At 69.7% G+C, this 14188-nt stretch carries 13 protein-coding genes; 6 read left to right on the plus strand and 7 right to left on the minus strand.

Annotated elements, in window-relative coordinates; all coding sequences use genetic code 11:
- Positions 1 to 13 precede the first annotated feature (13 nt).
- Genes GGQ87_RS00930 through lpxK form a run of 4 tightly spaced genes read left to right on the plus strand, consistent with a single transcriptional unit; the run spans position 14 to position 4857 of the window.
- A complete protein-coding gene (locus GGQ87_RS00930) occupies positions 14 to 1855 on the plus strand; it encodes an ABC transporter ATP-binding protein (RefSeq protein WP_168044856.1) in 1842 nt (613 codons plus the stop codon).
- Positions 1852 to 2538, plus strand: coding sequence for a lysophospholipid acyltransferase family protein (locus GGQ87_RS00935; protein WP_168044857.1), 687 nt, complete (start codon positions 1852 to 1854; stop codon positions 2536 to 2538). Before GGQ87_RS00930 ends, GGQ87_RS00935 begins: the two co-directional genes overlap by 4 nt.
- 1 nt (position 2539) lies before the next feature.
- Positions 2540 to 3835 carry a glycosyltransferase N-terminal domain-containing protein gene (locus GGQ87_RS00940; protein WP_168044858.1) on the plus strand — a complete coding sequence of 432 codons (1296 nt, stop codon included), beginning with the start codon at positions 2540 to 2542 and terminating at the stop codon, positions 3833 to 3835.
- Positions 3832 to 4857: a tetraacyldisaccharide 4'-kinase gene (gene lpxK, locus GGQ87_RS00945; RefSeq protein WP_168044859.1), complete on the plus strand. Its 1026-nt coding sequence runs from the start codon at positions 3832 to 3834 to the stop codon at positions 4855 to 4857. The genes GGQ87_RS00940 and lpxK overlap by 4 nt, the downstream gene beginning before the upstream one ends.
- Here lpxK and GGQ87_RS00950 read toward each other — a convergent pair.
- Positions 4842 to 6158: a metal-dependent hydrolase family protein gene (locus GGQ87_RS00950; protein WP_425339261.1), complete on the minus strand. Its 1317-nt coding sequence runs from the start codon at positions 6156 to 6158 to the stop codon at positions 4842 to 4844. The genes lpxK and GGQ87_RS00950 overlap by 16 nt on opposite strands.
- Positions 6159 to 6280: 122 nt before the next feature.
- Here GGQ87_RS00950 and GGQ87_RS00955 point away from each other — a divergent pair, with 122 nt between their 5' ends.
- On the plus strand, positions 6281 to 6982 hold the full coding sequence (locus GGQ87_RS00955) for a murein L,D-transpeptidase catalytic domain-containing protein (protein ID WP_168044861.1): 702 nt from the start codon (positions 6281 to 6283) through the stop codon (positions 6980 to 6982).
- Here the strand turns inward: GGQ87_RS00955 and GGQ87_RS00960 are convergent.
- From GGQ87_RS00960 to GGQ87_RS00980, 5 genes are all read right to left on the minus strand, one after another.
- On the minus strand, positions 6979 to 7254 hold the full coding sequence (locus tag GGQ87_RS00960) for a type II toxin-antitoxin system RelE/ParE family toxin (protein WP_168044862.1): 276 nt from the start codon (positions 7252 to 7254) through the stop codon (positions 6979 to 6981). The genes GGQ87_RS00955 and GGQ87_RS00960 overlap by 4 nt on opposite strands.
- Positions 7242 to 7439: a CopG family transcriptional regulator gene (locus tag GGQ87_RS00965; protein WP_245161388.1), complete on the minus strand. Its 198-nt coding sequence runs from the start codon at positions 7437 to 7439 to the stop codon at positions 7242 to 7244. The genes GGQ87_RS00960 and GGQ87_RS00965 overlap by 13 nt, the downstream gene beginning before the upstream one ends.
- Positions 7440 to 7509: 70 nt before the next feature.
- Complete coding sequence (purD, locus tag GGQ87_RS00970; RefSeq protein ID WP_168044863.1) at positions 7510 to 8802, minus strand: phosphoribosylamine--glycine ligase; 1293 nt, start codon at positions 8800 to 8802, stop codon at positions 7510 to 7512.
- A 61-nt stretch (positions 8803 to 8863) separates the two neighbouring features.
- Positions 8864 to 9295 carry a hypothetical protein gene (locus GGQ87_RS00975; RefSeq protein ID WP_168044864.1) on the minus strand — a complete coding sequence of 144 codons (432 nt, stop codon included), beginning with the start codon at positions 9293 to 9295 and terminating at the stop codon, positions 8864 to 8866.
- Positions 9296 to 9317: 22 nt separating this feature from the next.
- Complete coding sequence (locus GGQ87_RS00980; protein ID WP_168044686.1) at positions 9318 to 9497, minus strand: hypothetical protein; 180 nt, start codon at positions 9495 to 9497, stop codon at positions 9318 to 9320.
- Between the two features lie 218 nt (positions 9498 to 9715).
- Here GGQ87_RS00980 and GGQ87_RS00985 point away from each other — a divergent pair, with 218 nt between their 5' ends.
- Entirely contained in the window at positions 9716 to 12022 is a 2307-nt protein-coding gene (locus GGQ87_RS00985; protein ID WP_209282368.1) for a TonB-dependent receptor, read from the plus strand.
- 61 nt (positions 12023 to 12083) lie between these two features.
- Here GGQ87_RS00985 and GGQ87_RS00990 read toward each other — a convergent pair whose 3' ends face one another.
- Positions 12084 to 14138 carry an alkaline phosphatase D family protein gene (locus GGQ87_RS00990; protein ID WP_209282369.1) on the minus strand — a complete coding sequence of 685 codons (2055 nt, stop codon included), beginning with the start codon at positions 14136 to 14138 and terminating at the stop codon, positions 12084 to 12086.
- Between the last annotated feature and the right edge of the window lie 50 nt (positions 14139 to 14188).

The raw sequence follows: 14188 nt of genomic DNA on the forward strand, positions 1-14188 counted from the left end.
CGACCTCGGACCGATGACGACGCCCGCGCCCGCCGCCGACGAGAAGGAGTCCACGCGCCCGCTCCTGGGCCGAATCTGGCGCGACTATCTCTCGCATCACAGGACGCCGCTGTTCCTGTCGATCGCCTGCGCCGCCGTCGTCGGCGTCATGGCCGCCACGGTGCTGCAGCTGCTCGAGCCCGCCATCGACGGCCTGTTTCTCGGCAAGCCCGTGACGATCTGGAAGGTCTTCACCGTGCCCCCCGGTCAGGCCCTGACCGGCATTCCCCTGATCATCATCGGCGCGGGCCTGATCTGGACCGCCGCCGCCCTCGGTCAGGCCGCGCTCGTCAACCGGCTCGGCCACGGCATCGTTGGCGACATTCAGGTGCGGCTGTTCGGCTCCATGATCCGGGCCGATCTCGCCCGCCTGCGCAGCCAGCACTCGGGCGGTTTCGTCTCCTCGGTGCTGTTCGACGCCAATCTGGTGCGCGAGGCCTTCACCAACGGCGTCGTCAACTACACCCAGCACGCCCTGACCCTGATCGCCGTGCTCAGCTATATGGCCTGGACCGACTGGCGTCTGACGGCGATCGTCCTGCTGGGCGCGCCGATCATCGCACTGGTCCTGCGCCGCTTCGGCAAGCGGATGCGCAAGGCCACCACGGGCGCCATGGTCGAGACCTCCAACCTCTCCACCGCGCTGATGGAGAACCTCGACGGCGTCCGGCTGATCAAGATCGAGAACCGCGAGGCGGCCGAGGAGGCGCGCGTCGGCGAGGTCGTCAACCGCCGTCAGCGCCACGTCATCAAATCCGCCGACAGCCGCGCCTTCGCCGGGCCCTTCTCCAATCTCGTGGCCATGTTCGTGGTCGCCGCCGTCATGGCCTATGCCGGCTGGCGCGCGCGGGACGGCGCCATGACCGTCGGGGCCTTCGCGGCCTACATCGGTCTGCTGATGGCCGCGGGTCAGTCGCTGCGGCAGGTCACCAACCTCCAGACCGTCATGGCCGAGGGCCTGACCGCCGCCCGCCGCCTGTTCGGCGCCCTCGACATCCAGCCCGAAATCCGCGAGGCGCCCGACGCCGCCGCCATGGACCACGGGCCCGTGACGGTCGCCTTCGACCACGTCAGCTTCGCCTACGCACCGACCGTCGAGGGCGGCGCACCGACCCTGTCCGACGTGTCCCTGACCGTAGCCCCCGGCGAAACCGTCGCCCTGGTCGGCCCGTCCGGCGGCGGCAAGAGCACGATCCTCAGCCTGTTGCCCCGCTTCTACGACGTCACGGCCGGCGCCGTGACCCTGAACGGCCGGGACATCCGCGAGCTCAAGCTGCACGACCTGCGCGCCCATATCGCCCTGGTGACGCAGGAGCCCTTCCTGTTCGACGACACCATCGCGGCCAACATCTCCTACGGCCGCCCCGGCGCCTCGCAGGCCGAGATCGAGGCCGCCGCCGCGGCCGCCGCCGCCCACGACTTCATCACCGCCCTGCCCGAGGGCTATCAGACGCGCGCCGGCGAGGCCGGCCTGCGCCTGTCCGGCGGCCAGCGTCAGCGCATCGCCATCGCCCGCGCCTTCCTCAAGGACGCGCCGATTCTGCTGCTCGACGAGGCCACATCGGCCCTCGACACCGAGAGCGAGGCGCTGGTGCAGGCCGCTCTGGAACGGCTGATGGAAGGCCGCGCCACCCTGATGATCGCCCACCGCCTGTCGACCGTCCGCAACGCCGACCGCATCTATGTCATTGAGGCCGGGCGCGTGGTCGAGACCGGCTCCCACGCCTCGCTGGTGCGCAAGGGCGGCCTCTATGCCCGTCTGGCCCGGCAGCAGTCTCTGGACGGCGACCCCGCCACCGTCGCGGCGGTCTCATGAGGCCCCTCCGCAACCCCGTGATCCAGAGCGTCCTCGCCTGGCTGCTCGCCCGGTGGATGCGCTTCTGCTACGCGACCATCCGCTGGGAGCACCGCAATCAGGAGGTCGCCGAGGCCGTCTGGAAACAGGGCGGCGGGGTCCTCGTAGTGTTCTGGCATTCGCGCACCTCCCTCGCCCCCTACAGCTGGCCGCTCGACCGCGCCCCGCCGGTCAAGGGCGTGATCTCGCGCAGCACCGATGGCGAGTTCGTCGCCAAGGCCGTGGCACAGCTCGGCATTCCGGCGGTGCGCGGCTCCTCGTCCAACAAGGACAAGGCGGATCGCGACAAGGGCGGCACCCAGGCCCTGCGCGACGGTCTGCGCCAGCTCAAGGTCGGCGGCCTCGCCATTACGCCGGATGGCCCCCGCGGCCCGGTCCGCAGCATGGCCGAGGGCCTGCCGCTGATGGCGAAACTGTCAAAGGCGCCGGTTCTCTTCATCGGCCTGTCCTGCAACCCCGCCATCCGCCTCAACAGCTGGGACCGGTCCCTGCTGCCCATGCCGTTCGGCAAGGGCGCGGTGATCTGGGACATCGACACCTTCCCCGAAGGCGGCGATCTGGCCGAGGTGGCCGACCGGTGGCGGGAGAAGACCAACGCCCTCGAAATCGCCGCCGACGCCCTGACCGGGCTGGAGCGGGTCTGACGTGAGCCTCGCCCTCACCGCATACCGGCTCCTGACCCGCATTCTGGAGCCGCTGGCCCCGCGTCTGCTCGACGCCCGCGCCAAACAGGGCAAGGAAGACCCCGCCCGCGTCGACGAGCGCCTCGGCCTCGCCTCCGTCGCCCGCCCCGCCGGCGACCTCGTCTGGCTGCACGGCGTCAGTGTCGGCGAGACCCTGTCCCTGCTGCCGGTCGTCGAGCGTCTGCGCGAGAAACGCCCCGACCTGACCGTTCTGGTCACCTCCGGCACCCTGACCTCGGCGACCCTGCTGGCGAAGCGGCTTCCGCCCGGGGTGATCCACCAGTTCGCGCCGGTCGACGCCCCGGGCACGGTGACCGCCTTCCTCGACCACTGGCGGCCGGTCGCCGCCGTCTTCGTCGAAAGCGAACTCTGGCCCAACCTGATCCTCGAGGCTCGCCGCCGCGGCGTGAAACTGATCCTCGCCAGCGCCCGCATCACGGAAACGACCGCCGACGGCTGGCGCCCCTTCCCCGCCGCCGTGCGTGAAATCCTCTCGGCCTTCGACCGCGTCCTGCCGCAGGACGAGACCTCAGCCGCCCGGCTGGAGAGCCTCGGCGCCCGCATCGACGGCCATGTGAACCTGAAACTGGCCGGGGCCGCCCCGCCGCACGATCCGGGGGCCTTCACCCGCCTCAGCGCCGCCATCGGCGACCGGCCCGTGGTCGTGGCCGCCAGCACTCACGACGGCGAGGAGATCGCCCTCGTCCGCGCCCTCGACAAGCTGGCCGACCGGCTGTGCCTGATCCTCGTGCCCCGCCACCCGGAACGCAGCGCCGCCATCGCCGCGGCCCTGACCCGCGACGGCTACCGCTTCGCCCTGCGCTCCGAGGGCCGGGAGCCTGACCGCGACACTGATCTCTACGTCGCCGACACCCTTGGCGAGATGGGCCTGTTCCTGCGCCTCGCCGACGTCGTCGTCATGGGCGGCTCCTTCTCCGCCGCCCTGGAGAAGCCCCCTGTCGGCGGCCACAACCCTCTCGAGCCCGCCCGCCTTGGCAAGCCCGCTGTCACCGGTCCCGACATGTCGAACTGGGCCGCCGTCACAGACGCCCTGGTGCAGGCCGGCGGCCTCGCGGTCGTCGACGCCCCGTGGGATCTGCCCGCCGCCCTCGCCCCCCTGCTCGCCGATGACAAGGCCGCCCGGGCCATGGGCGAGCGCGGTCGCCGCGCCGCCGCCGAGGCCGGCTCGGGGCTGGACCGCCTGTGGGACAGCCTGACGCCCCTGCTGCCCCCGCCGCCCTCGCGAGGCGGACGATGAAGCTCAACACGCCGCGCTGGTGGTACGACCGCGAGCGCCGCCACGCGCCGATGACGCGGATGATGCTCAAGCCCGTCTCATGGATCTGGGCCGCCGCCACCGCCCGCCGCATCGCCCGCGCCACGCCGGTCGACCCCGGCGTCCCGATCATCTCCATCGGCAATCTGACCGTCGGCGGATCGGGCAAGACCCCGGTCGCCCGCGAGGTGCTCCGCCTGCTCCGGGCCGCCGACATCGACGCCCACGCCCTGTCGCGCGGATACGGCGGCGCGCTGGAAGGCCCGACACGCGTGGACCTCGCCGTCCACAGCGCCAGCGACGTCGGCGACGAACCCCTGATGCTGGCGCTCGACAGCCCCGCATGGATCGCCCGCGACCGCGTCGCCGGCGCGCGCGCCGCCGCCGAAGCGGGGGCGCAGGCCATCGTTCTCGACGACGCTCACCAGAACCCCGCCCTGAAGAAGACCCTCAGCCTGATCGTGGTCGACGGCGAGACCCGCGACGACGAATGGCCCTTCGGCGACGGCTCGGTCTTCCCGTCAGGCCCCATGCGCGAGCCGCTGAAAGCCGGCCTCGCCCGCGCCGACGCCGTGGTCATCCTGCTGCCCGCCGACGCGCCCGCCGCCGACCCTGAACTGGTCGAGACCTTCGGCGCCCTGTCCGTCTTCATCGCCCGGCTCCAGCCAGCCGCCCCGCCCCCGCCCGGACCGCTCGTCGGCTTCGCCGGCATCGCCAAGCCGTGGAAGGTCGAACGCTCGCTCAAAGCCGCCGGCGCGGACCTGAAGGATTTCGCCCCCTTCCCCGACCACGCCGCCTTCCGCGAGCAGGACCTCCGCTTCCTCGCCGACCGCGCGGAGCAGTTCGGCGCGACCCTGATCACCACCGAAAAGGACTGGTCCCGCCTGCCGCCCGAGTGGCGCGCGCGGGTCGTCAGCTGGCCGGTGAAAGCGGCCTTCGAGGATGAGGCTGGATTCTTCCGGTTCCTGCTCCCCTTGCGGGAGAAGGATCACTCGGCGCGGTAAACCACCCCGCCCCGCATCACGAACCGCACCCGTTCCAGCTCCGTGACATCCGCCAGCGGGTCCCCGGACACCGCGATCAGATCCGCCGGCAGGCCCGGCGCGATCCGCCCCGCCTCCTGCGAAATCCGCAGATGCGCGGCCGCATTGACCGTCGCCGTCTGGATCGCCTCCAGCGGCGTCAGCCCCGCCCGCACCAGCAGGGCGAACTCGCCCGCATTGTCGCCGTGCGCCGATACACCGCTGTCCGTGCCGAAGGCGATCCGCACTCCGCCGTCATGGGCCCGCCGCGCCATGTCCAGCATCAGCGGCCCGGCCTGCATCGCCTTGGCCGTTTGCGCGGGGGTGAAGAAATTGTCCGGGCCCGAGGCGATCCGCGCCACATAGTCCCCCGCCATCAGGGTCGGCACCAGATACACGCCCTCGCGCCGCATCAGCCGGATCGACTCGGCATCCAGATAGGTGCCGTGCTCGATCGAGTCGCCCCCGGCCCTCAGGAAGCTGTTGATCCCGTCCGCCCCGTGCGCATGGGCCGTCACCTGCCGCCCCATCCGGTGGCCCGCGTCGACGATCGCGGCCAGTTCGGCGTCCGAAAACTGCTGGCCCAGCCCCGCCGCCGTGTTCGAAAGCACCCCGCCCGTGGCGGTGATCTTGATGATGTCGGCCCCCGAGCGGACCTGCAGCCGCACCGCCCGCATGCAGTCCTCCGGCCCGGAGCAAACGCTCTCGGGCGACAGCAGATGCATGACGTCCTCGCGGAAGCCGTTGATGTCGCCGTGTCCCCCATGGATCGACACCGCCTGTCCAGACGCGATCATCCGCGGTCCGGGCACGTCGCCCCGTCGGATCGCGTCACGCAGGGCGAACACCGCCTCGTTGCTTCCACCCAGATCGGCCACCGTGGTGAAGCCCGCCATCAGCGTCCGCCGGGCGTAACGCGCCCCCACCATCGCCTGTTCGGCATTGGACTGGGTCACCTCCTCCAGCCGCCCGTTAGGGTTCTGCTGGCCCGTCAGATGCACGTGGCTGTCGATCAGCCCGGGCAGCACGAACGAGTCGCGCAGATCGACGATCCGCCCCTCGCCGACAAAGCCGTCGAGCACCTCGACGATCTGGTTCCCTCTGATCACGAGAGTTTTATCTCGCGCGACCTCGCCCGTCGCCGGATCGGCCATAAGCCGCCCCACTTGCACGAACGTGGTTCCCTCAGGTGGGGAAACGGGTGCGACAGCCGGTGTTTGCGCGGCGACGCTTGTGGCGGCGAATAAGGCGGCGGCGGCCACCAGCGATGTGATCGTCTTCACGAAACCCCTCCCGAACAGCGCCCGCACCTTAGACCTCCCGCCGTTTCCGCCAAGGCTCAGGTTGCTCCGGGCGCCATGATTTGAAACAACCCGTGACTTCTTCAACGTGCGAGGGGCGTCGCATGCAGTTGGCGAGACGTGGATTCATACTGGGCGGCGCGGCTCTGATGTCGGGGTGCGCCACCGCGGCGACCCGGCCGGCCGTCACGGTCGCACAGGTCCAGGTTCCGCCGGCCCCGACCATTCAGGTCGAGCGCGCACCCGAGGTCATCACCTCGCAGCTGAACTCCACCCGTCCGCTCGACCCGCGAGGCTCGGTCCGCAAGGAACTGATGGAACGGGCCATGGCGGCTCTCGACATCCACAAGGACCGCATCACCCAGCGCGACCGCATGTATCTGGTCGACTTCAAGAAATTCTCGGGCGACGAGCGGCTGTACGAGGTCGATCTGCACGGCGGCGCCGTCACCCTGATGCGGACCAGCCATGGCCGCGGCTCCGATCCGGCCCATACCGGCTTCGCCGAGCATTTCTCGAACACGCCGGACAGCTACATGTCCTCGGTCGGCGCCTACGCCACGGCCGGCGCGGGCTTTGGCGCACAGCAGGGTCCCAACGTCCTGCTCGACGGTCTGGAATACACCAACAACATGGCCCGAGAGCGCGCCATCATCGTCCACGGGGCCGACTACGCCGACCCGGACTTCCTCGCCCGCGAAGGCAAGCTGGGCCGCAGCTACGGCTGCTTCTCCGTCGCCCACCACGATCTGCCGGTCCTGCGCGAACGCATGGGCGAAGGCCGCCTGCTCTTCGCCTGGGCCTAGGGTTCAGGCCGACGGGCGGCGTGGCGGATGAAGGCTATTCTAACCTCGTCGGGCAAGACCACATATCGGATAATGTAGGGCGGAGCGCTCGTCAGCTCGCGCAGGCCTGACCGCACGGGTCGTCCCCGATCTGGAAAGGCGCCCAAGGCATTGGCTGTATCCACCAACCTCGCAGCCACGCGTGACGCAGCGAGTGGATTGGTCTCTGCGATGTAGGATCGGATCGCCCGCAGGTCGTCGATCGCATCGGTCGACCAGATCAGTCGCCGCATTTGGGTGGCGGCAGCTCGTTGTCCGTTCCCCAGGATTTCAGCCAGCGCACCACGGCCTCATGCGTCACGAACCGGCCGGCGTCGATGTCCGCCATCGCCTTCTGTTCGCGCGCGTCCAGCTCGCCCGCCTCTTCGAAAACGAAGACGACGGCCTCCTCGGAAAACTCATTGCCTGGATCGCTCATCGCGGGACGATAACACAGCGGGCGCCTCGCCTCATCCGCCTTCAACCTGACCGGTGGTTCGACCGCCCGCTCAACCCGCGGAGCTGCCCGGCTCCCGCTCCATCGCGCGCCAGCCGATATCCGTGCGGTGGAAGCCGCCGGGCCAGTCGATCTTCTTGATCACCGCATAGGCGCGCTGACGAGCCTCGGCGATGTCCTTGCCGCGGGCGCAGACATTCAGCACCCGGCCGCCCGCCGCGACCAGCTGCCCGTCCTTCTGGCGCTTCGTGCCGGCGTGGAACACCTGCACATGCGGGCCGAAATTCTGCTCCGCTCCGCGGATGATCGACCCTTCCAGAGGGCTGTCCGGATAGCCGCTCGCCGCCAGCACCACGCAGATCACCGTCTCCGGCCGGAATTCCGGCGGCGCGACGCGTGTCAGGTCGCCCCGCGCGCAGGCCAGCAGCAGCGGCACGATGTCTCCGTCCAGCCGCATCATCAGCACCTGGCATTCCGGGTCGCCGAAGCGGGCGTTGAACTCGACCACCTTGGGCCCGTCCTCGGTCGCCATCAGCCCGGCGTAGAGTACGCCGCGGTACGGCATCCCCTCGCGCGCCATTCCAGCGATCACCGGCGTGACGATGTCCCGTTCCGCCGCTTCGACCAGCTCCGGCGTGAACACCGGCGCCGGCGAATAGCTGCCCATGCCGCCGGTGTTAGGCCCCAGATCGCCGTCATAGGCGCGCTTGTGGTCCTGCGCCCCGCCCAGCAGCAGCGCCCGCTGCCCGTCGCAGACCGCGAACAGCGAGCCCTCCTCGCCGTCCATGAACTCCTCGATCACGACCCGCGCCCCGGCCGTGCCGAACCGGCCGCCGAGCATATGCTCGATCGCCGCCTCCGCTTCGCGCTTGTTGGGGCAGATGGCCACGCCCTTGCCGGCCGCCAGCCCGTCGGCCTTGATCACATAGGGCGGCTTGAACACCGTCAGCGCCTGCCGCGCCTCGTGCAGCCGCTCATAGACGCCGTAACCCGCCGTCGGGATTTCGTGCCGCTCCATGAAGGCCTTGGAGAACGCCTTCGAGGTTTCCAGCTGCGCCGCCCGCTTGGTCGGACCGAAACAGGGGATCCCCGCGACGGCCAGCCGGTCGGCCAGCCCCGCCTCCAGCGCCGTCTCCGGCCCGACGACCACCAGATCGGCCTTCATCTCGCGCGCCAGGGCGCACAGGCCGTCAGCGTCCGTAACCTTCAGGGGCGCCCGCTCGCCCAATTTATCCATGCCGGGATTGCCCGGCGCGATGACCAGCCGCCGCACGAGGGGCGACTGGGCGATCTTCCACGCCAGGGCGTGCTCGCGTCCGCCCGATCCCACCAGCAGGATGTTCATCCCCGCGCAATGACCGCACCTGCGAAGGCGGTCAAGCGCCAGGGAGGGTTATTCGCCCCGGCTAGCGCGCCGGAGGGGTCCAGTCCGGCAGCGCCTGCAGCTGGGCCGCGGACAGGTCGGTGATCAGATCCTTCGAACTGCCGTCCGTCTGTTCCCCGACGCCGAGATTGTTCAGCGGGACGACCTTTTTCAGATCGCCGCCCTCCAGCTCGACCACGACATGGGTCAGCGTCCCATTACTGTCGACCACCAGCGTCTCGACGTCGCCCAGATCGGTGTTGTTCTCCGACAGCAGGTCTGCGTCCTCCAGCTGCTCGCGGCTCATGCCGAAGGCGAGGGCGACCACCTCCGTGGCCTTTTCGGCGGCCGCGCCTTCGATAGCCACAGGCGCAGCGCCGGGCGCGGGCACCTGCGCGACCTCGTCATCGTGGTTTCCGCAGGCCGCGACGCCGAACGCCAGCAGGCCGAGGGCGGCGATGGAAATGCGGTTCATGGGCGAAGTCCTTCCAGTTGGGTCACAGCATCGCCGAAACGACGTAGACGAGCGCGCCGAGGATGAAGATCAGGCCGACGATCACCCATGGGCTGACAGCCGGCCCTTCGCTCCGCCGCTCCAGCCCCCGCTCGCGCGGCTGCTGGTCTACTGGGTCGGTGTTCGGAGGATCGGCGGCCATCCATCGCCAACGACGGCGCATGGCCCCGGTTCCGCGCCCGTCCCGCGGCCCGTTCCCGAAAACCCTCCGCCCACGTCCCTATCGCCACGCGACCGACACGCGAACAACAAGCAAGCTTCGCCGAAGGTGCAACGAGCCGACACGAACGCGGCCTATGGCCCGCCGTACACACAACGGGGGTTACCTGGATGCTCGCTCGCTCTCACCTGCGTCTCAAGCTCATGCTCGGGACGGCTCTGATGACCCTGGCCGCCGCGCCGGTCGCCGCCCATGCACAGGCCATCGTCACCGATCCGGACGCCGTCATCACCGATCCGAACGAGGATCCGATCAGCGGTCTGGATGACGTCATCGTCACGGCCACCAAGCGCGAGACCAATCTCCAGGACACGCCCATCTCGATCACGGTGACCAGCGCCGAGGACCTTGAGAACCGTCACGTCCAGAGCCTCATCGACCTCGCCGACGGCGCCGTTCCCGGCCTGCGCGTGGCGACTTTCGAGGCCCGCCAGTCGGCCTTGACCATCGGCATCCGCGGCATCGTTCCGCTCGACGCCAACCAGCCCGCCCGCGAGCAGGGCGTCGGCGTCTATGTCGACGGCGTCTACCTGGGCCGTCAGCACGGCCTCGGCGCCGCCCTGCTCGACATCGAGCGCATCGAGGTCCTGAAGGGGCCGCAGGGCACGCTGTTCGGCCGCAACACCGAAGGCGGCGCCCTGTCGCTGGTGACGCGCAAGCCGACCGGCGAGTTCGGCATGCGCGCCGTCGCCGGCGTCGGCAACCTCGAGTCCTACAGCTCGGAAATGCACATCGACTTCCCGGCTCTCGGCGACTTCGCCTTCAAGGTCGACGGCGTCATCCAGGTGCAGGGCCCGGTCACCGAGAACATCCTCCCCGGCGAGGAAGGCTTCGGCCAGTACGACCGGCGCGGCCTGCGCGGTCAGGTCCGCTGGACCCCCACGGACAATTTCACCGCCGATCTGGCCGCCGACACCGGCACCGACAAGAACACGCCCTTCTACAGCCAGCTGCTGAACTTCAACCCGCTGGGCCGCCCGGTCGTGCCGTTCACCTCCCCGACCGTCCCGGCCGGCAGCATCCGCGGCCTGTCGCCCCTCGTCGTCGTCGAGGGCGAGAACCGCATGACCCGCGCCGACATCGGCGTGCCGCAGCAGTGGAGCACCGACGAAACCAGCGGCGCCGACCTGCACCTGTCGTGGCGTCCGACCGACGAGCTGGAGATCCGCTCCATCACCGCCTACCGTGAAGTCGACGTCGAGCAGTACGACAACATCGCCGGCGCCCACCGTCCGCCGGTCGTCGGCCCCAACGCCAACTTCAGCCGCTACTCGCTGGCCGGTCTGTGGCAGCACCAGTTCAGCCAGGAGTTCCAGGCCGTCGGCTCGCTCGGCGACCGCCTCGACTACGTCGGCGGCCTCTACTACTTCAAGGAAACCGTCTCGGACGACGCGGCGACGCCCTCGACCAACCGCTGGAACGCCGACGGCACCGGCTACACCATCCTCGACCCGACCCCGACCATCCGCGGCTTCCGCTCGCTGGACCGCGCCTCGACGGCCCACTCGGAATCCAAGGCCGTCTACGGTCAGGCGACCTTCACGCCCGACATCCTCGAGGACGCGCTGCACCTCACCGTCGGCGGCCGCTACACCTGGGACGACAAGGACGGCGTGCTGTCCAAGGTCAACAACGTGGCGACCAACTTCACTTTCGACACCTCGACCGACCGCTTCGATCCGCTGGTGACCCTGGCCTATGACGTGACCAACCGGGTCAACCTCTACGCCAAATATTCGACCGGCTACCGGGCCGGCGGCGCGTCCTCGCGCTCGCTGACCTACCGCTCGTTCGACGCCGAAGAGGTCAAGGCCTACGAGATCGGCCTCAAGAGCGACCTGTTCGACAACCGGGTCCGCCTGAACGCCGCCGTCTACGCCATGGATCGCGAAGGCAGCCAGATCGACTTCAGCCTCGTCACCGTGATCGGCGCCTCGACCCGGAACACGCTGGAAACGATCAACGCTCCCGGCACCACGAAAATCCGCGGCGTCGAGCTCGAAGGCATGGCCCAGATCACCGACAACCTGCGTCTGTCGGCCTCCTACACCTACACCGACACCGAAATCCCGCCGACCCAGAACCCGTTCACGGGCGTGGTCCAGCCGGTGTTCATCGTCTTCACCCCGCCGAACGCCGCCAGCGTGGCCGCCGACTGGGAATCGTCGTTCGAGAACGACGTCACCTTCCGCGCCCACATCGACGCCAACTATGCCGACGCGACCCAGACGTTCGACCAGACGGACGTGAAGAACGACTCTTCCTTCATCGTCAACGCCCGCCTCGCCATCGCCGATATCGCCACCAACCCCGGCGGTCCGACCCTCGAGGTGGCGCTCTGGTCGCGCAACCTGTTCGACGAGGCTCACGTCTACCGCCGCGACCCGGCCAACCGGGCGACCCTCGGCGACTACGGCAACTTCAACGCCCCGCGCACCTTCGGCATCGAGCTGCGCGCCGCCTACTGATCTCCCCCAAGCGAAGACCCTCCAAGGCCGGCGGAGCGATCCGCCGGCCTTTTCTTTTGGCTCAGACCGCCAGCCCCGGATCGCCTTCGAGGACTTCCTGCGTCAGTCGCGGAGCCTCCCCCGCCCGCCACAGCGGAACCCGGTGCGCCACGCGATACCGCAGCGGCCCGCCATCCTCCGTTTCGCTGCGCTCCAGCGGCACCGGAATACAGACGAACTCGGTCTCCAGTTCGTCGCGCGACGCTCGCACCGTCGTGTAGCCATGGCCGGCGTAGTCGAGGAATTTCAGATGCGGCGCCAGTTCCGGATTGCGCGCCGCCCGCGCCCGATCGGCATCCCCTGTCTCCTTCAGCACGAGCGAGGACTGCACCCCGTGCAACAGGGTCATGTTCCAGGCGCACTCCATAGAGCCGTCCGGCCTGTCGTGAATATTGAGCGCCCGCAGCGGCCGGTCCTTCGGCATCGTCAGCGCCTGGACCTCCCCGAGCGTCTGGGCCGAGATCGACCCCGTGACGAACTCGACGCCGACCGGATCGAACGCCCGCGGCGGCAGGGTCTTGCTCGTATAGCCGGCCCAGAACGCATGTCTGTCGCCCGCCAGAATGGTGAAGCCGGTGATCCCCTCCTCGCGCACCATGTCGAAGATCTCGCCGTGCTCCAGCCCATAGGCGCCGGTCGTCACGCCGTACCCGGCGCCCGCCGGCCACTGGTCAGCGAACGCCTCGGGCAGGTTCTGCGGATCGGTGCGTCCGGTCAGGGTGCCGAAGGAATGACCCCAGATCTTCCACGGCGCCTCGGCGCCCCGCAGCCGGTCCTTGAACCACGCCATCTGCTCGAGCCCGAGATAGGCCTCCGGCGGAGCGTCCACGTGGGGATTGGGAAACTCGATCTCCTCCCCGACCCGGATGGTCGCGGGCGGCGAACCGCCACCGTATTCGCGGGCCTGATCGAGGATCTCCAGCATCTCCTCCGGCATGGCCGCGAACTTGATCTCCGGCAGCCCGCTGTAATCCCCGCCGGGTGAACCGAACGACCGGTTGTCGGTCAGGATCATCTCGACGTTCCGGCCGTACCGGAACGCCCGCCGGATCTGCAGCGCGTTGATGGCCGCCAGATTGTTCGGCTCCTGCCCGAGGCCGCGCGCGTCCAGCGCGGTCAGCGGCTGGTTCTCGACCGCCGGCGCCTCGAACACGTCTCCGCTGCCCGGCTTGCGCACCCGCGCCGGCTGGAACTCGTACCAGGCCTGGCTCGCCGCGACCTTCAGCGTCTGAGCCGGCCGGATCTCGCCGTTGATGATCTGCTGGCTCTGGTACGAGCGCCAGTTGAACTCGTGATTGTCCCACACGGGCACGAACGGCCATTGCGCCCGGGCGTCCTGCAGGTCCGGGTCCGACAGATAACCGCGCCAGGCCGTGCGGTAGTCCTCCAGATTCGCCGGAATGTGGAAGGTCCCGACCTTCTCGCCGGTCGGATAGCGCACGATATCGCGCAGCCGCCGCCCCCGCTCCATGCCGCCGGGCCGCTCGTCGGCGTACCAGACCAGTTCGTAGAGGAAGTCGCCCAGGTGCAGGACGAAGCCCAGCTGCTCGGCGTGTGGTCGGCGCGCGTCCTCGTACAGCATGCGCCGGTAGGCGTTCATCGCGCCCTGGGTGACGTCCTGACAGCTGACGAAGGCGAACTTCACGGGGCGGTCGTCGTTGTCCGCCGGCGCCGTGACGGTGCGGCCCACCCGGCTCGAATTCCCCGCCTCGTCGACAAAGCGGTACCAGTATTCCCGCCCCGGCCTCAGCCCCGCGGCGAGAAAGCGGCAGGTCCAGTCCGTCGCCGCGGTGACCGCGACATCGCCCCGCGCGACCACATCCCGGAACCCGGGATCGGCCGCGACCTCGACCGCCAGCCGGTGCGAGGCGCCGCTGCTATCCGGCGCCCGCCGCGTCCACAGGATCACGCTGTCCGGGCGCGGATCGCCTGACGCCACCCCCTGCGGAAACAGATCGCGCCGTTCGTTGCGCGCCACCGGCGCCGCCCGGGCCGAGGCCCCTCCGAATGCGAGCGCCGCGCCAATTGCCGCGGCCTGTGCGGCGAACATGCGCCGCGAGACTCCACCCTTGTCCACGATCCATCCTCCCGATGGCGCGCCCCTCGAAAAGCGTCGCTTCCCGATCT

Origin of the sequence: Brevundimonas alba, from assembly GCF_011927945.1 — a bacterium.
In the GTDB taxonomy this organism is placed as follows: Bacteria; Pseudomonadota; Alphaproteobacteria; order Caulobacterales; family Caulobacteraceae; genus Brevundimonas; species Brevundimonas alba.